General features: G+C 71.7%; 19 protein-coding genes. 17 read left to right on the top strand and 2 right to left on the bottom strand.

The genetic code is table 11. The features are described from left to right. Positions 1 to 59 precede the first annotated feature (59 nt). From OHS59_RS09935 to OHS59_RS09925, 3 genes are read left to right on the top strand one after another with little or no spacing between them, the layout of a single operon-like run. Positions 60 to 617, top strand: coding sequence for a GNAT family N-acetyltransferase (locus tag OHS59_RS09935; protein ID WP_328493020.1), 558 nt, complete (start codon positions 60 to 62; stop codon positions 615 to 617). Continuing rightward, positions 614 to 1,522, top strand: a complete 909-nt coding sequence (locus tag OHS59_RS09930) for an arginase family protein (RefSeq protein ID WP_328493019.1) — start codon at positions 614 to 616, stop codon at positions 1,520 to 1,522. Before OHS59_RS09935 ends, OHS59_RS09930 begins: the two co-directional genes overlap by 4 nt. 51 nt (positions 1,523 to 1,573) lie before the next feature. Next, on the top strand, positions 1,574 to 3,559 hold the full coding sequence (locus OHS59_RS09925; RefSeq protein WP_328493018.1) for a DUF5107 domain-containing protein: 1,986 nt from the start codon (positions 1,574 to 1,576) through the stop codon (positions 3,557 to 3,559). A 2-nt stretch (positions 3,560 to 3,561) separates the two neighbouring features. Here the strand turns inward: OHS59_RS09925 and OHS59_RS09920 are convergent, their stop codons facing one another. Then, entirely contained in the window at positions 3,562 to 3,915 is a 354-nt protein-coding gene (locus tag OHS59_RS09920; protein ID WP_328493017.1) for a VOC family protein, read from the bottom strand. Between the two features lie 121 nt (positions 3,916 to 4,036). Between OHS59_RS09920 and OHS59_RS09915 the strand changes: the two genes are divergently transcribed. The 14 genes from OHS59_RS09915 (at position 4,037) to OHS59_RS09850 (ending at position 14,544) form a co-directional block, all read left to right on the top strand. Next, positions 4,037 to 4,465, top strand: a complete 429-nt coding sequence (locus OHS59_RS09915) for a phage holin family protein (RefSeq protein WP_328493016.1) — start codon at positions 4,037 to 4,039, stop codon at positions 4,463 to 4,465. A gap of 375 nt (positions 4,466 to 4,840) precedes the next feature. Beyond that, positions 4,841 to 6,226, top strand: coding sequence for an NAD(P)/FAD-dependent oxidoreductase (locus OHS59_RS09910; protein WP_328493015.1), 1,386 nt, complete (start codon positions 4,841 to 4,843; stop codon positions 6,224 to 6,226). Then, entirely contained in the window at positions 6,223 to 8,070 is a 1,848-nt protein-coding gene (locus tag OHS59_RS09905) for a transketolase (protein WP_328493014.1), read from the top strand. The genes OHS59_RS09910 and OHS59_RS09905 overlap by 4 nt, the downstream gene beginning before the upstream one ends. Further along, a complete protein-coding gene (ligD, locus tag OHS59_RS09900) occupies positions 8,067 to 9,014 on the top strand; it encodes a non-homologous end-joining DNA ligase (RefSeq protein ID WP_328493013.1) in 948 nt (315 codons plus the stop codon). The genes OHS59_RS09905 and ligD overlap by 4 nt, the downstream gene beginning before the upstream one ends. A 59-nt stretch (positions 9,015 to 9,073) precedes the next feature. Then, complete coding sequence (locus tag OHS59_RS09895) at positions 9,074 to 9,430, top strand: gas vesicle protein GvpO (RefSeq protein ID WP_328493012.1); 357 nt, start codon at positions 9,074 to 9,076, stop codon at positions 9,428 to 9,430. Positions 9,431 to 9,478: 48 nt separating this feature from the next. Beyond that, positions 9,479 to 9,904 (top strand): gas vesicle structural protein GvpA, encoded by a 426-nt coding sequence (locus OHS59_RS09890; protein WP_248776658.1) that lies wholly within the window; start codon positions 9,479 to 9,481, stop codon positions 9,902 to 9,904. After that, positions 9,901 to 10,650, top strand: a complete 750-nt coding sequence (locus OHS59_RS09885; RefSeq protein ID WP_328493011.1) for a GvpL/GvpF family gas vesicle protein — start codon at positions 9,901 to 9,903, stop codon at positions 10,648 to 10,650. The genes OHS59_RS09890 and OHS59_RS09885 overlap by 4 nt, the downstream gene beginning before the upstream one ends. Before the next feature lie 25 nt (positions 10,651 to 10,675). Next, on the top strand, positions 10,676 to 10,942 hold the full coding sequence (locus OHS59_RS09880; protein WP_328493010.1) for a gas vesicle protein GvpG: 267 nt from the start codon (positions 10,676 to 10,678) through the stop codon (positions 10,940 to 10,942). Then, positions 10,939 to 11,679, top strand: a complete 741-nt coding sequence (locus tag OHS59_RS09875; RefSeq protein ID WP_328493009.1) for a DNA primase — start codon at positions 10,939 to 10,941, stop codon at positions 11,677 to 11,679. Before OHS59_RS09880 ends, OHS59_RS09875 begins: the two co-directional genes overlap by 4 nt. Beyond that, positions 11,672 to 12,826 carry an SRPBCC family protein gene (locus tag OHS59_RS09870; protein WP_328493008.1) on the top strand — a complete coding sequence of 385 codons (1,155 nt, stop codon included), beginning with the start codon at positions 11,672 to 11,674 and terminating at the stop codon, positions 12,824 to 12,826. The genes OHS59_RS09875 and OHS59_RS09870 overlap by 8 nt, the downstream gene beginning before the upstream one ends. Then, the gene (locus OHS59_RS09865; protein WP_328493007.1) at positions 12,823 to 13,191 is read left to right on the top strand and encodes a gas vesicle protein; all 369 of its coding nucleotides are present in this window, start codon (positions 12,823 to 12,825) and stop codon (positions 13,189 to 13,191) included. The genes OHS59_RS09870 and OHS59_RS09865 overlap by 4 nt, the downstream gene beginning before the upstream one ends. Next, positions 13,188 to 13,979: a GvpL/GvpF family gas vesicle protein gene (locus tag OHS59_RS09860; RefSeq protein ID WP_328493006.1), complete on the top strand. Its 792-nt coding sequence runs from the start codon at positions 13,188 to 13,190 to the stop codon at positions 13,977 to 13,979. The genes OHS59_RS09865 and OHS59_RS09860 overlap by 4 nt, the downstream gene beginning before the upstream one ends. Further along, complete coding sequence (locus OHS59_RS09855; RefSeq protein WP_328493005.1) at positions 13,976 to 14,164, top strand: gas vesicle protein; 189 nt, start codon at positions 13,976 to 13,978, stop codon at positions 14,162 to 14,164. The genes OHS59_RS09860 and OHS59_RS09855 overlap by 4 nt, the downstream gene beginning before the upstream one ends. Continuing rightward, a complete protein-coding gene (locus OHS59_RS09850; RefSeq protein ID WP_328493004.1) occupies positions 14,161 to 14,544 on the top strand; it encodes a gas vesicle protein K in 384 nt (127 codons plus the stop codon). Before OHS59_RS09855 ends, OHS59_RS09850 begins: the two co-directional genes overlap by 4 nt. 168 nt (positions 14,545 to 14,712) lie before the next feature. Here OHS59_RS09850 and OHS59_RS09845 read toward each other — a convergent pair whose 3' ends face one another. After that, positions 14,713 to 15,531 (bottom strand): class I SAM-dependent methyltransferase, encoded by an 819-nt coding sequence (locus OHS59_RS09845; RefSeq protein WP_328493003.1) that lies wholly within the window; start codon positions 15,529 to 15,531, stop codon positions 14,713 to 14,715. Positions 15,532 to 15,608 lie beyond the last annotated feature (77 nt).

Raw genomic sequence — 15,608 nt, 5'->3', positions numbered from 1 at the left:
ACACCGGCCGGCAGGAGGTCCCCCACGCCCCGAGCGGAGCGCAGGCGTACCGTGGCGGGATGTCCGGCTCCACCGCGTCCGCGTCCGTGTACCTCGCCGAAGGCCCCCGCGTGGGTATTCGCCCCTTCACCCACGAGGACGGGCCCGAGTTCACCGCCCGGGCCCGGGAGAGCAAGGCCCTGCACCAGCCGTGGCTCTTCCCGCCCGGCACCCCCGCCGCCTACACCTCGTACGCGGGCCGGCTGATCGACGATCCGACCAAGGCCGGGTTCTTCGTCTGCGAGAAGGACGGCGGGGGGATCGCCGGGTTCGTCAACATCAACAACATCGTCGAGGGCGCCTTCCTGTGCGGGGCGCTCGGGTACGGGGCCTTCGCGCACGCGGCCGGCCGCGGGCTGATGAGCGAGGGGCTCGACCTGGTCGTGCGGTACGCGTTCGGCACGCTCGGGCTGCACCGGCTGGAGATCAACGTCCAGCCGGGCAACGCCGCTTCGATCGCGCTGGCGAACCGCTGCGGGTTCCGGCTGGAGGGCTTCTCGCCGGACTTCCTCTTCATCGACGGGGCCTGGCGGGATCATGAGCGCTGGGCCATCACCGCCGATATGATTCGAACGTGAGTGCTCTTCGGAATCTCGTCGTCCTGGACGCCCCCTCGAACCTCGGGCTCCGCCCGCCCGCCCCCGGCACGGTGCCCGGCTGCTACAAGCTGGCCGGCGCCCTGCGCGAGCAGCGGATCGTGCGGAGGCTGAACGCCCTGGAGGGCGGCGTGGTCGTACCGCCGCGCTACGACCGCGGCGACTGGCAGGAGGGCGACGGCGTCTTCAACGCCGCCGCGCTCGCCACGTACACCCGCACGCTCGCCGACCGCATCGAGGCACACGTACGGGCCGGGGAACTGCCCGTCGTCCTCGGCGGCGACTGTTCCATCCAGCTCGGCGCCTCACTGGCGCTGCGCCGCATCGGCCGCTACGGGCTCGCGGCGGTGGACGCCTCGCACGACTTCCGCCACCCGGGCAACTCCGGCCACGTCGGCGCGGCGGGCGGCGAGGAGGTCGCCCTGGCCACCGGCCGCGGCCAGGACGACCTGACGGACCTGGAAGGGCTCAAGCCCTATCTGCGCGACGAGGACGTACGGTTCTTCGGCATCCGCGACGAGTTCGAGGACGACCGGGCTGAGCTGGCCGCGCTGAAGATGCCCACGGTGACCGTCGGCGACATCCGGGAGTGGGGCGCCGACGCCCTGGCACGGGCCACCGCCGAAGCCTTCGAGGTGCCCGACCTGGACGGCTTCTGGGTGCATCTCGACGCCGACGTGCTCGACCCGTCCGTGATGCCCGCCGTCGACAGCCCCGACCCCGACGGGCTGCTGCCCGACGAACTGGTCGCACTGCTGCGGCCGTTGGTGCGCTCCCCGCACTGCGTCGGCTTCAACGTCACGATCTACGACCCCGACCTGGACCCCGACGGAACCGCCGGCGCCCTCCTGGCCGACATCGTCGTCGCGGCCTTTGCGCAGTCCTGACCGGATCCTGACCGGAAGAGCCCCTGGTCGGCCGGCCGTCCACCCTGTTCCATGGTCGACGTGACGACGATTCGACGTGACGTACTGACGCTTCCGGTCGCGGAGTTGGGCCCCGCCAACCCTTTGCCACCGCTGCGCCCGCTCGACGAGACGCACCACGTGGGCGAGCGGGAACGCGAGGGCCTGCCCCGCGACATGGCCCGGCAGATGGGGTACGAACCACTGCGCAGCCTCCTGCCCGAGCGCGTCCGGGACGGGTACGGGAGGACTCGTACGCCCCGTGAGGTCGACACCCTCGTCCTGGAGAACGACCGGCTGCGAGCGACCGTGCTGCCCGGCTTCGGAGGCCGGCTCGTCTCCCTCTTCCACAAGCCGTCCGACCGTGAACTCCTCTACCGGAACCCGGTGTTGCAGCCCGCGGACTTCGCGCTCAACGGCGCCTGGTTCTCCGGCGGCATCGAGTGGAACGTCGGCGCCACCGGCCATTCGACCCTCGCCTGCTCACCGCTGCACGCGGCCCGCGTCACCGCCCCCGACGGCACACGGATGCTGCGCCTGTGGGAGTGGGAGCGGCTGCGCGACCTGCCCTTCCAGGTCGACCTGTGGCTGCCGGAGGGCTCCGACTTCCTGTACGTCGGCGTACGCGTCCGCAATCCGCACGAGAGGGCCGCACCGCTGTACTGGTGGTCCAACACCGCCGTCCCGGAGGACCGCAGGGTGCTCGCGCCCGCCGAGGAGGCCTGGCAGTTCGGGTACGAGCGACGACTGCGCCGGGTGCCCGTCCCGGCGTACGAGGGTGTCGACCGGACGTATCCGCGGCGCGGTGAGTACCCGGCCGACTACTTCTACGAGGTGCCCGACGGGCAGCGGCGCTGGATCGCCGCCCTGGACGAGGCCGGGCACGGGCTGGCGCAGACCTCCACCGACGCACTGCGCGGACGCAAACTCTTCGTGTGGGGGACCGGCACCGGCGGGCGCCGCTGGCAGGAATGGCTCACCGAGCCCGGCACCGACGGCTACTGCGAGATCCAGGCGGGCCTGGCCCGCACCCAGTTGGAGCACGTACGCCTCGACGCGGAGAGCGAGGTGACCTGGCTGGAGGCGTACGGACCGCTGAGTACCGACGCGCGTCAGGTGCACGGCGACGACTGGGCCGCCGCCCGCTCCGAGGTCGAGGCGGGACTGGAACGGGCCCTGCCGCGAGCGGAGTTCGAGACGGCGTACGAGCGCTGGCTGGATTCCGCCGACACCGAACCCGAGGAGGTGCTCGCCGTCGGTTCCGGCTGGGGAGCGCTCGAAGTGCTCCGCGCCGCACACAAGTTGCCCGGCACCCCCTTCGACGAGGCCACGCTCGGGGACGCCCAGCAGCCGTGGGCCGAGCTGCTCAGGTCCGGTTCCTTCCCGGAGCAGCGCCGGGTCGGGCCGCCCGGAGAGACGCTGGTCGCCCCGCACTGGCGGGACATGCTGGAGACGGCCCCCGCGGAACCGCTCGCGGAATACCACCTGGGAGTCGCCCAGTGGCACGCGGGCGACCGGGCCCAGGCCGTGCGCAGCTGGGAACGCGGCCTCGAACTCGCCCCGTCCCTCTGGCCGTTGCTGCGCTGCCTCGCCGTCGCCGACCAGGAGGCGGGCAACCGGGAACGGGCCGCCGACCGGTACGCCGACGCCTTCGACGACCTGTGCCAGGAGCGGCGCGACGACGGCGAGACCTGGACGGCGGCCACCGCCGCGCTCGGCCGCGAGGCGATCGGTGCGCTGCTCGCGGCAGGGCGCGCCGCGGACGCCCGCTCCGTGTGGGAACGGCTGCGCCCGGCGACCCGCGAACGCGGCCGGTTCCGGCTGATCGAGGCGCGGCTGCTGCTCGCCGAGGGTGACCGGGACGCGGCGCGTGCCGTCTTCGACGCCGGTTTCGAGGTGGCCGACCTGCGCGAGGGAGCCGAGGCGATCGGGCTGCTGTGGTCCCGGATCTGCGACGAACCCCTGCCGGAGCGCTACGACTTCCGGATGCGCCCGCCCGGCACCGAAGGCACCGGCTGAACCTACTCCGACGTGCGGCGGTCCGCGTACTCGTACACGTACCCGTCCGGGTGCATCGCGATCAGGTTGCGCCCGGCGGGTGTCGCCACCGGGCCCGCGACGACGTGTGCGCCCGACTCGGTGAGCACCCGGTGGGCTTCGTCGACGTCCTCGACGGCGATGGTCGCCGAGACCTTGCGGAGTACTTCCAGTTCCGACTCCGGCCCGCTCATCAACAGGAAGCAGCCGACAGCGGCGACGGAGACACCGCCGCGCTCGAAACGGAGCGCCGGTCCACCCGCCAGTCTCTCGTAGAAGGGGACCGCAGCCTCCAGGTCGTCGACGCAGATGCGCAGCGTGGCTCCCAGAATGTCCATGCGGACGAGCCTAGTTGGGGTCGGCCGGGAAGGAGATCGTTTCGGACGGATCCCGTGTCCCGGCACGTCCGGTCCGGCCCGGCGGGCGTTACGCACCGGAGGCGGCGGGTACCCGGAGCGCATGGACCGCATCGATCACATGGAACATCTGGACAAGCACCTGGCCGACGAGTTGGCACAGGTGGCCCGTGACGCCATCCGCGAGGAGCTGCGGGAACAGACCCGCAAGCAGCGCCGGACGGCCGCGATGTACGCCGCGTCCGGTGCCGTCGCCCTCTACGCGGGCGCGGCCCTCGCGCTCACCGTCGGTCTCGCCCTCGCGATCGGCCTGCCCGACTGGGCGGCCGCGCTGATCACCGCCGCCGTGCTCGGCGCGCTGGCGTACGTGCTGCGGAACGCGGCGCGGCCGTCGGCGCACAAGCCCGCCCCGGACGGCGCCCCTCAGGTGGCCGGCGGCGGCGTCCCCGCAGGTACGGCCGACGGACTCGACGTGCCCCCGATGCCGCCGGTCGCGCCCGGCAACACGGCCCCGGACACCCGGGCCCGGTGAGCCGCGCCGCAGCCCGGACCCTCATACCGGCCGGGGCCACAAAGGTGTGGCCCCGGCCTTCGCTGCCCGCGTCCGTCCTGCCCGCCGCCCGCCCGGGAACCTCGTCGGCCGTGCCCCGGGCTCGGCCATGGCCGGACGGCACGTCACGAAGTCCACTTCCGGAGCTGCGGCGGCGGCCTTCCTGCGGTAGAAGTCGGTAGAGGTCGAAGGAGCCACGCCGGTTCTCCACGGCGACCGGAACCCGGCCCGAGGGCGTCCCCGCAGGCCCGGCGTGCACGGCCGCCGACCCGGGGCCCGACGTTTGGGCAACCGGGCCAGGGGGACGCGGAAAGCCCCGTATGCGCGATTCCGCCGGAGGCGACGATGAGCCGACCGATGAGCCGACCCCGCGTCGTGATTGTCGGAGCGGGTTTCGCCGGGTACCGGGCGGCGCAGACCCTGTCCCGGCAGGCCCGGGGCAAGGCCGGCCCGGTGGACATCGTCCTGCTGAACCCGACGGACTACTTCCTCTACCTGCCCCTGCTGCCGCAGGTGGCCGCCGGTGTCCTGGAGCCGCGCCGCGTCACCGTCTCGCTGACCGGCACCCTGCCCCGGGTACGCCTGGTGCTCGGCGAGGCCGACGGCATCGACCTCGACGCGCGCACCGTCCACTACACGGACCCCGAGGGCGACGAGGGCACGCTCTCCTACGACCGGCTCGTACTCGCCGCCGGCAGCGTCAACAAACTGCTGCCCGTCCCCGGTGTGGCCGAGCACGCGCACGGCTTCCGGGGACTGCCCGAGGCGCTGTACCTGCGCGACCACGTGACCCGGCAGGTGGAACTCGCCTCCGCCGCCGACGACCCCGCGACCAGCGCCGCCCGGTGCACGTTCGTCGTCGTGGGCGCCGGCTACACCGGCACCGAAGTGGCCGCGCACGGACAGCTGTTCACCGACGCCCTGGTGCGCGGGCAGCCGCACCGCACGGGCCTGTGGCCGCGCTGGACGCTGGTCGACATCGCCCCGCGCGTGCTCCCGGAGCTGGACGAGCGACTGTCCCGCACCGCCGACCGCGTACTGCGGCAACGGGGCGTCGAGATCCGTACCGGAACCTCCGTGAAGGAGGCCACCCGGGACGGGGTCCTGCTCAGCGACGGCGACCTCGTCAGGACCCGGACCCTGGTCTGGTGCGTCGGCGTACGGCCCGATCCGCTGGCCGAGGGCCTCGGGCTGCCCATGGAACAGGGCAGGCTGCTCGTCGAACCGAACCTCCAGGTGCCCGGCCGACCCGAGGTGTTCGCCTGCGGTGACGCGGCCGCCGTGCCCGACCTGGAGAAACCGGGCGAGTACACGCCGATGACCGCGCAGCACGCCTGGCGGCAGGGCCGGACGGCCGGACGCAACGTCGCGGCCTCGCTCGGCGTCGGCGAACCCCGCGCCTACCGCCACCGCGACCTGGGCTTCGTCGTCGACCTCGGCGGGGTGAAGGCCGCCGCCAACCCGCTCGGCGTCCCGCTCTCCGGACCGGTCGCCGGAGCCGTCACCCGCGGCTACCACCTGGCCGCGATGCCGGGCAACCGCGTCCGGGTCGCCGCGGACTGGCTCCTGGACGCCGTACTGCCCCGCCAGGGCGTACAGCTCGGCCTCGTCAGGTCCTGGTCGGTACCGCTCGACACGGCCTCACCCGAAACGGCACGCGTGCCGGGCCGGCCCGGCACCGGACCCCCTGCGCGACCTCTCGCGAAACCCCCGGCGGAACCCCCTGTGGAAGGAACACCATGAACACCCCCGAACTCATCGAGCTGGGCCAGCAGCTGCGCGTCGACAGCGTGCGCGCGGCCGCCGCGGCGGGCTCCGGGCACCCCACCTCCTCGATGTCCGCCGCCGACCTCATGGCGGTCCTCCTCGCCCGGCAGTTCCGCTACGACTTCGAGCGGCCCACCCACCCGGGCAACGACCGCTTCGTACTCTCCAAGGGGCACGCCTCGCCGCTGCTGTACGCCGCGTACAAGGCCGCCGGGGCCATCGAGGACAGTGAACTGCTGACCTTCCGCACCCTGGGCAGCCGCCTCGAAGGGCATCCGACACCGCGCCGGCTGCCGTGGGTGGAGACCGCCACCGGATCGCTGGGCCAGGGCCTGCCCGTCGGCGTGGGCATCGCCCTGTCGGGCAAGCGGCTCGACCGGGTGGGCTACCGCGTGTGGGTGCTGTGCGGGGACAGCGAGCTGGCCGAGGGCTCCGTCTGGGAGGCCGCCGAGCACGCGGCGTACGAGCAGCTCGACAACCTCACCGTGATCGTGGACGTCAACCGGCTCGGCCAGCGCGGCCCCACCCGGCACGGCCACGACCTCGACGCGTACGCCCGCCGCTTCCAGGCCTTCGGCTGGCACACCGTCGAGGTCGACGGCCATGACGTCGAGGACATCGAGCGGGCGTACGGCGAGGCCGTGTCCACAGCGGGGCAGCCGACCGCGATCCTGGCCCGCACCCTCAAGGGCAAGGGCGTCGCGTCGGTGGAGGACCGCGAGGGCCTGCACGGCAAGCCGCTGCCCGACGCCGACGAGGCGATCGAGGAACTCGGCGGCCCGCGCGACCTGCGCGTCGAGGTCGGGCAGCCGTCCGCCGCACGGATGCTGCACGCCGTACGGGCCGGACACCTGGAACTCCCGCGCTGGGAGACCGGCGACGAGGTCGCCACCCGGGACGCATTCGGCCAGGCGCTCACCGCGCTCGGCACCTCCCGCGGAGACGTCGTCGCGCTCGACGGCGAGGTGGGTGACTCGACCCGCGCCGAGTTCTTCGCGAAGGAACACCCCGACCGGTACTTCGAGTGCTACATCGCCGAGCAGCAACTCGTCGCCGCAGCCGTGGGACTCGCCACACGCGGCTGGGTGCCGTTCGCGTCGAGCTTCGCCGCGTTCCTCACCCGCGCCCACGACTTCGTCCGGATGGCGGCGGTCAGCGGCGCGGGCATCAACCTCGTCGGCTCGCACGCGGGTGTCGCGATCGGCGAGGACGGGCCCTCACAGATGGGCGTCGAGGACCTGGCCATGTTCCGGGCGGTGTACGGCTCGACCGTGCTCTACCCGTGCGACGCCAACCAGACGGCCGCACTCGTCGCCACGATGGCGGGCCTCGACGGCATCCGCTATCTGCGGACCTCACGCGGCGCGACGCCCGTCCTGTACGGCCCCGACGAGGAGTTCCCCGTCGGCGGCAGCAAGGTGCTCAGGCGCTCCACGGACGACCGGCTGACCGTCGTCGCCGCCGGAGTGACCGTCCACGAGGCACTGAAGGCCGCCGACGCGCTCGCCGCCGACAACATCGCCGTCCGGGTCGTCGACCTGTACTCCGTCAAGCCCGTCGACCGGGAGACCCTGCGCGAGGCCGCCGAGCAGACCGGCTGCCTGCTCACCGTCGAGGACCACCACCAGGAGGGCGGCATCGGTGACGCGGTCCTCGACGCCTTCCTCGACGGCCGCCCCACCCCGCGCCTGGTCCGCCTGGCCGTACGCGGCATGCCCGGTTCGGCCACCCCCGCCGAGCAGTTGCGCGCGGCCGGCATCGACGCCGAGTCGATCGTGGCCGCGGTGAAACTGCTGGTGGAGAACGCGGTGGTGCGATGACTGCCGTACGCGCGGGCCGGCGGACCGTCGAGGTGCACCGGCCGGACAAGGTGATGTTCCCCGGCGGATCCGGCGGGTCCGGTGGATCCGCCGGGGGAGGGGCGAAGGAGTACACGAAGGCGGACATCGTCGCGTACCACCGGGAGATCGCCCCGTTCATGCTGCCGCACCTGCGAGGGCGGCCCCTGATGCTGGAGCGGTACCCGGACGGGCTCGACGGGCCGAAGTTCATGCAGAAGAACGTCCAGGACCACTATCCGGACTGGATCAGCAGGGTCGAGGTGCCCAAGGAGGGCGGCACGGTCCTGCACCCCGTGTGCGAGGACACCGCGACCCTCGTCTACCTCGCCGACCAGGCCTGTCTGACCCTGCACCGGTGGCTCGCCCGGGTCTCGGCCGACGGCACGGTCGACCGGCCGGACCGGCTGGTCTTCGACCTCGACCCCGCCACCGACGACTTCGAGCCGGTACGCGACACCGCGCGGCTCCTCGGTGAACTCCTCGACGAACTCCGGCTGCCGTCGGCCCTGATGACCACCGGCTCACGCGGACTGCACGTCGTCGTACCCCTCGACGGGCGGCACGGCTTCGACGAGGTGCACACCTTCGCCAAGGACGTCGCCGACACGCTCACCGAGGCACACCCCGACCGGCTCACCACACAGGCCCGCAAGAAGGACCGCGGCGACCGGCTGTATCTGGACATCCAGCGCAACGCCTACGCCCAGACCACCGTCGCCCCGTTCACCGTCCGCGCCAGGCCGGGCGCCCCGGTCGCCACGCCCGTCACCTGGGACCAGCTCGAAGACGCGGAACTCGGCCCGCGCCGCTGGACGATCGCCGACGCGGTCGACCAGGCCCGCACCAACCCCTGGTCAGGGCTGCTGCGCAGCGGTCGCGCGCTCGGGCCCGCCAGGCGCCGGCTGAACGCCCTGCGGGGCTGAGCGCCGACACTCGCAGGTTTGGTCAACGATCGGCCGGTCACTCGGTGTTCGAGGTGGCCATGTCGAACACATCCAACACATCAGATTCACAGAGTTCATCGAACTCATCCAAGAGCAGGCAGAGGAGCGCTGCGGACGACGACGAGCTGGGTCCCATGGACGTGCTGCGCCAGGCGCGCGGCCAGCTCGCCGAGCTGACCGGCATGGAGGCCGAGTCGGTGTCGTCGTTCGAACGCACCGAGGACGGCTGGTCGTTGGAGATCGAGGTCCTGGAACTGGTCCGGGTCCCCGACACGATGAGTCTGCTCGCGAGTTACGAGGTGACCCTCGACCCGCGCGGCGAACTCACCGGATACCGACGCGTCCGTCGTTACGAACGCGGCAGGGCCGACAACCGGAAATCCGGCGGCCGCTAGCCCGTCCACCTGCCCACACACCCCGACAGACAAGGAGGGCCGGTCGGTATGACCGTTGTCCCGGCACAGCAATCCGGTGGTGGAGGCGGCTCCAGCGGCCTCTACGACGTCCTGGAGCTCGTTCTCGACCGCGGGCTCGTCATCGATGCCTTCATTCGGGTCTCCCTCGTGGGCATCGAGATCCTCAAGATCGACATACGTGTCGTCATAGCCAGCGTCGACACCTATCTGCGCTTCGCCGAGGCGTGCAACCGCCTCGACCTGGAAGCCGGACCCAAGCGCAGCCCCGGACTCCCCGACCTCGTCGGCTCGATCACCGAGTCCGGCGCGAAGGGCAAGTCCAAGGGCGCCCTGTCGGGTGCCGCCGAGACCATCTCCGACGCGTTCAAGCAGTCCCGCGAGGAGAGCCAGTCCGAGTCGCGCCCGCGTGCCCGCAAGACCGCCGCCTCGCGCCGTAAGGAGGAGCAGGAGTGAGCACGTACGTCTACGGCATCACGTCCAGTTCGCTGCCCACGCTCCCGGACGGCACGGAAGGCGTCGGCGAGCCGGCTCTGGCGGTGCGTGTCATCAAGGAGGGCGACCTCGCCGCCGTCGTCAGTGACGCGCCCGAAGGGCTGCGGCCCAAGCGCAGGGACCTGCTCGCCCACCAGAACGTGCTGGCCGAGGCCGGCGCGGGCGGCCCGGTGCTGCCCATGCGGTTCGGCAGTGTCTCGACGGACGACGCGGCCGTGGCGAGCGTCCTGGCCGAGCGCGCCGAGCACTTCAAGGAGCGCCTCGACGCGCTGGCGGGCAAGGTCGAGTACAACGTCAAGGCCACGCACGACGAAGAGGCCGTACTGCACCGGGTGATGTCCGAGAACCCGGACGTCAGGGCCCTCACCGAGGCCAACCGCAGTGCGGGCGGCGGCAACTACGACGACAAGCTGCGCCTCGGCGAGATGGTGGTCGCCGCGGTGAAGAACCGAGAGGTCGAGGACGCCGCCGAGATCCAGCGGGCGCTGGAGCCGGAGGCCGCCGCCGTCAGCGTGGGCCCCGAGTCCACCGGCTGGCTGGCCAACCTCTCGTTCCTCGTGGACCGCGACTCGGCCGAGACGTTCATCGCCGCCGTCGAAGAGGTCCGCAAGGGACACCCGCATCTCGATCTGCGGGTCCACGGACCGCTGCCTCCTTACAGCTTCGTCGAGCCGGGCCCTTCCGAGCCCGCCAAGGCGAGCAACTGAGCGTCTGAACACAGGAGTTGATGACATGGGGCTGATCGGAGAGGTCCTGATGCTGCCGTTCGCCCCCGTGCGCGGCAGCCTCTGGGCCATGAAGCAGGTGGTGAACGAGGCCGAGCGCCAGTACTACGACCCGGCGGTCGTCCGCGCGGAACTCGGCAGGCTCGAGGAGCGTCTTGAGGCCGGCGAGATCGACGAGGCGGAGTTCGACCGCATGGAGGACGAGCTCCTCGACAGGCTGGAGACAGCCATGACCAGGGGCACCGGAACAGGCAACAACGGGACTGGACAATGAACCGACTAGGGCTTGGCCTCGCCGTAGGGGCCGGATACGTCCTCGGACGTACGAAGAAGATGAAGCTGGCGTTCGCCGTCGGCACCATGGTGGCCGGTAAACGGCTGCACCTCAGCCCGCGGGCGCTCGCGGACCTGGTCTCCACGCAACTGCAGAACAACCCGCAGTTCAAGGAGATCGGCGACCAGCTGCGCGGGGACCTGCGCGGCGTGGGCAAGGCCGCCACCGGAGCACTCGTCGAGCGGCAGATCACAGGTCTCGCCGACCGGCTGCACGGGCGGACCAGCCAGGTGCAGGACCAGCTCGCGGGCGTGGTCCCGGACGCGGTCCCCGACGTACCGGGAGTGGGCGGCAAGAAGCGCCGCAAGCGGGACGAGGAGCCGGACGACGAGTACGAGGACGTCGAGTACGACGACGACGAGTACGAGCAGGACGACGACCCGGACGACTCCGCCCGCGGCACCCGCGACACGGACGACGACGAGGCGGCGGACCGCGAGCCGGCCGACGACGAGGAGAAGCCGCGGCCCCGCAAGCGGGCTCCCGCGAAGAAGACCTCGAAGGCGCCCGCGAAGAAGGCCGCCGAGAGGCGGAGCTCCGGCAACGAGGCTCCGGCGAAGAAGACGGCGGCCAGGGCCGCGAAGAAGGCTCCGGGCAGGAAGACGGCCGCGGCGAAGACCGCCACGCGCCGCACCACCCGGGCCCGTACGACGAGGGGAGGCGGCGACGATGACTGACACCCTCGGGTCCGCGACCAAGCAGGCCAAGAGCAACCCGTTGACCTCCGTCGCCCAGAGCGAGGCGGTCGACCGGCTCAAGGAGGAGGCCCAGGCATACCTGGCCGCCCAGGCCCAGCGACTGCTGGTCGGAGTCGGAACCAAGCTCGGGCAGACGACGGGCAAGCTCAACGACATCGCCTCCGGCGACAGCCCCGGCTTCGCCAAGCTCGCCCTCGACGGCGGCCGCAAACTGGCCGACGGCAAGGGGCCGATGCGCACCGCGCTGGAGCTCGGCGCGGGCAAGGCCAAGGACAGCGTGGTCGGCGCGTTCAAGAACCTGACCGGCGGCAAGGGCAGGCGCAAGGGCGGCGCCGGCAAGAAGCCCACCGTCATCATCGAGTTCATCGACGTCGGTGTGCCGCTGCGCACGGCCTACGACCAGTGGACCCAGTACCAGGACTTCAGCACCTTCGCCAAGGGCGTCAAGAGCGCGAACCGCGCCGACGACACGACGTCCGACTGGCAGATGAAGATCTTCTGGTCCAGCCGCAGCTGGAAGGCCCACACCACCGAGCAGGTGGCGGACCAGCGGATCAGCTGGACGTCCGAGGGCGCCAAGGGCACCACCAAGGGCGTCGTCACCTTCCACTCGCTCGCCGAGAACCTCACCCGCGTGCTGCTGGTCATCGAGTACTACCCCAAGGGTCTGTTCGAGAAGACCGGCAACATCTGGCGCGCCCAGGGCCGCAGGGCACGCCTCGACCTGAAGAACTTCGCCCGGTTCATCACCATCAAGGGTGAGGCGGACGACGGCTGGCGCGGCGAGATCCGCGACGGCGAGGTCGTCACGAGCCACGAGGACGCGGTCGCGGAGGAGGAGGAAGCCGAGCAGACCTCCGAGGACACGGAGGACACCGAGGCCTCGGCCGAGGAGACTCCGGAGCACGAGGAGTCCGCCGAGGACGAGCTGCCCGAGGACGAAGAGGGCTACGAGGACGAGGACGCCCCCGAGGCCGAGTACGAGGACGAGGAGGTCCCGGAGGGCGAGGAGGCGTACGAGGACGAGGACGCCCCCGAGGCCGAGTACGAGGACGAAGAGGTCCCGGAGGAAGAGGAGGCGGACGAGCGCGAGCGTGAGCCCGCCGGCGCCAGGGGCCGTCGATGACCACGGCTCAGCGTCTGCCCGACCCCTACGGGAACGGAGGTGGCGCCAATCTCGCGGACATCCTCGAACGGGTCCTGGACAAGGGCATCGTGATCGCGGGTGACATCCGCATCAACCTGCTCGACATCGAGCTGCTCACCATCAAGCTGCGGCTCATCGTCTGCTCCGTCGACAAGGCGAAGGAGATGGGGATCGACTGGTGGGAGAGCGATCCGCAGCTGTCCTCCCGCGCCGGCCGCGACGAACTCGCCCGTGAGAACGCCGAGTTGCGGGAGCAGGTCGCGGAGCTGGAGGAAGCGCGCGCCGAAGTGCCCGCGCGCAGGAGCGCACCCTCGAAGTCCGCGAAGAAGGAAGCCCAGGAATGAGTGGCCTGCGTTACGTCTACGCCGTCTGCCGCCCGTTCGGTACACCCCTGCCGGCCCAGCTGACAGGGGTGGCCGGCGTGCCGCCCAAGCAACTGGTCCACGGCGACCTGGTCGCGGTCGTCGGCCAGGTGCCCGAGGCGGACTTCGCGGAGGAGCCGCTGCGGGCCCATCTGGAGGACCTGGACTGGCTCGGCGCGACCGCGCGGGCCCACCAGAACGTGATCGACGCCCTCACCGTCGTCACCTCGCCGCTGCCGCTCCGGCTCGCCACGGTGTTCCTGGACGACAGCGGGGTCCGGACGATGATGGAGGAGCGGGAGGAGACCTTCCTGCGGACACTCGACCGGCTCGACGGGCGGGTGGAGTGGGGCGTGAAGGTGTACTCGGAACCCACGGAGACCTCCGGGGAGCCGGACGTCTCCGGCGGTACGGCCGCGCGGTCGGCATCCGCTCCCGGCAGGGCCGGGTCGGGGCGCGACTATCTGCGGCAGCGGCGCGCCCAGCGCAGGGAGAGCGAGGAGAAGTTCGAGCGGGCCGAGCAGTTCGCGGCCCGGCTCCACGAGTCCCTTTCCGGGTACGCGGAGGACACCCGGATCCACGCACCGCAGAACTCGGCGCTCTCCCGCGCGCCCGGCCGGAACCTCCTGAACGCCGCCTATCTGGTGTCGCGCACGGAATCCGAGGCGTTCGTGGAACTGGTGGACCGCACCAAGGACGACGCGCCGGGACTGCGGGTCGAGCTGACCGGTCCGTGGGCCGCCTACTCGTTCAGCGGGGAGGACGCGTGACTGTCGTGGAACGCCGGGAGATCGCTCTTGTCGACCTCCTCGACCGGCTGCTCGCGGGTGGGGTCGTCATCACCGGTGACCTCACCCTGCGGATCGCGGACGTCGATCTCGTACGTATCGATCTGAACGCGCTCATCAGCTCGGTGAACGAGAACGTTCCCGCGCCGTGGGAGGCGATGCTGTGAGCGCCGGGGAAGCACTTCAGAGGGTCGTCGACGACGCGGTCTTCGGAACCGGGAACGGGACCGGGACCGGGGCCGTTCCCGGCTCCGGGGCCGGGAAGAAGGCCGGGCGGAGTCGGCTCGACCTCGAACCGGACACCGTGGAGCGGGATCTGATCAAGCTCGTGCTGACCGTGGTCGAGTTGCTGCGGCAGCTGATGGAGCGGCAGGCCGTGCGGCGGTTCGACACGGGGGATCTGTCGGAGGACCAGGAGGAGCGGATCGGGTTGACGCTGATGCTCCTGGACGAGCGGATGGCGGAGCTGCGGGACCGCTACGGGCTCCGCCCCGAGGACCTGAACCTGGATCTGGGCCCGCTGGGCCCCCTGCTCCCGAGGGAGTAGCCGCGGGGCCTTGGTGGGGCTGTGGTGGGGGCCCAAGAGATTGCGCCGTTCCCCGCGCCCCCAAAAAGACAAAAGACTGCGCCGTTCCCCGCGCCCCTGAAAAGCGGGGCTGCGCCCCTGCTTTTCGCCAATAGGGGCGCGGGGAACGGCGCGGACGGCCCCGCCGGTTCAGGGCGTCGGCTTGCGGCACAGGAGTTCGCCGTGGAGGACGGCGAACCAGGCGTCCTCCTGGCGTCCCCACTCCCGCCACGCAGCGGCGATCGCGTGCAGGCGCTCCACGCCCGCGTGACCCCCCTCCGTCGCGAGACGGGCGTACGCGGACGCGACCGTACGGTCCGCCCACAGCCCGCTCCACCAGGCACGTTCCTCCGCCGTGGAGTAGCACCACGTGCCGGCCGAAGCGGTGATGTCGTCGAAGCCGGCCGCCAGCGCCCAGGACTTGAGGCGCCGCCCGGCATCCGGTTCACCCCCGTTGGCACGGGCCACCCGCCGGTACAGGTCGAGCCAGTCGTCCATGCCCGGGGACCGCGGATACCAGGTCATCGCCGCGTAGTCCGAGTCCCGGACGGCCACGAAGCCCCCCGGCGCGGTCACCCGGTACATCTCCCGCAGCGCCTGCACCGGGTCACCCACGTGCTGCAGCACCTGATGCGCGTGGACGACGCAGAAGGTGTCGTCCGGATACTCCAGCGCGTGGACGTCCGCCACGGCGAAGTCGACGTTCTCCAGGCCCCGTTCGGCCGCCGTGGCCCGCGCCTGGTCCAGGATGCCCGGCGCGTGGTCGACGCCGGTGACGTGCCCCTGCGGCACCAGTTCGGCCAGATCCGCGGTGATGGTGCCGGGCCCGCAGCCGATGTCCAGGATCCGCATGTGGGGCTTGAGCGAACCGAGGAGGTAGGCCGCCGAGTTGGCGGCCGTGCGCCAGGTGTGCGAGCGCAGCACGGACTCGTGGTGGCCGTGCGTGTACACGGCGGTCTCCTTCGGCATGGCGGCATCCGTTCACTCGTACGGGAATACCTGTCAAGCTACGCCGCCATGTCGAATTATGAGACCCGTGTATCACG

Origin of the sequence: Streptomyces sp. NBC_00414, from assembly GCF_036038375.1 — a bacterium.
Classification (GTDB): Bacteria; Actinomycetota; Actinomycetes; order Streptomycetales; family Streptomycetaceae; genus Streptomyces.
Note: the sequence above shows the minus strand (reverse complement) of the source record. Positions and strands in the feature narration are given on the sequence as shown.

Coding starts and splice junctions, on each gene's coding strand:
- ligD (WP_328493013.1), top strand. CDS start 8,067: ATGACTGCCGTACGCGCGGGCCGGCGGACCGTCGAGGTGCACCGGCCG.
- OHS59_RS09910 (WP_328493015.1), top strand. CDS start 4,841: ATGAGCCGACCCCGCGTCGTGATTGTCGGAGCGGGTTTCGCCGGGTAC.
- OHS59_RS09860 (WP_328493006.1), top strand. CDS start 13,188: ATGAGTGGCCTGCGTTACGTCTACGCCGTCTGCCGCCCGTTCGGTACA.
- OHS59_RS09845 (WP_328493003.1), bottom strand. CDS start 15,531: ATGCCGAAGGAGACCGCCGTGTACACGCACGGCCACCACGAGTCCGTG.
- OHS59_RS09875 (WP_328493009.1), top strand. CDS start 10,939: ATGAACCGACTAGGGCTTGGCCTCGCCGTAGGGGCCGGATACGTCCTC.
- OHS59_RS09890 (WP_248776658.1), top strand. CDS start 9,479: ATGACCGTTGTCCCGGCACAGCAATCCGGTGGTGGAGGCGGCTCCAGC.
- OHS59_RS09915 (WP_328493016.1), top strand. CDS start 4,037: ATGGACCGCATCGATCACATGGAACATCTGGACAAGCACCTGGCCGAC.
- OHS59_RS09935 (WP_328493020.1), top strand. CDS start 60: ATGTCCGGCTCCACCGCGTCCGCGTCCGTGTACCTCGCCGAAGGCCCC.
- OHS59_RS09925 (WP_328493018.1), top strand. CDS start 1,574: ATGGTCGACGTGACGACGATTCGACGTGACGTACTGACGCTTCCGGTC.
- OHS59_RS09880 (WP_328493010.1), top strand. CDS start 10,676: ATGGGGCTGATCGGAGAGGTCCTGATGCTGCCGTTCGCCCCCGTGCGC.
- OHS59_RS09865 (WP_328493007.1), top strand. CDS start 12,823: ATGACCACGGCTCAGCGTCTGCCCGACCCCTACGGGAACGGAGGTGGC.
- OHS59_RS09905 (WP_328493014.1), top strand. CDS start 6,223: ATGAACACCCCCGAACTCATCGAGCTGGGCCAGCAGCTGCGCGTCGAC.
- OHS59_RS09870 (WP_328493008.1), top strand. CDS start 11,672: ATGACTGACACCCTCGGGTCCGCGACCAAGCAGGCCAAGAGCAACCCG.
- OHS59_RS09895 (WP_328493012.1), top strand. CDS start 9,074: ATGTCGAACACATCCAACACATCAGATTCACAGAGTTCATCGAACTCA.
- OHS59_RS09920 (WP_328493017.1), bottom strand. CDS start 3,915: ATGGACATTCTGGGAGCCACGCTGCGCATCTGCGTCGACGACCTGGAG.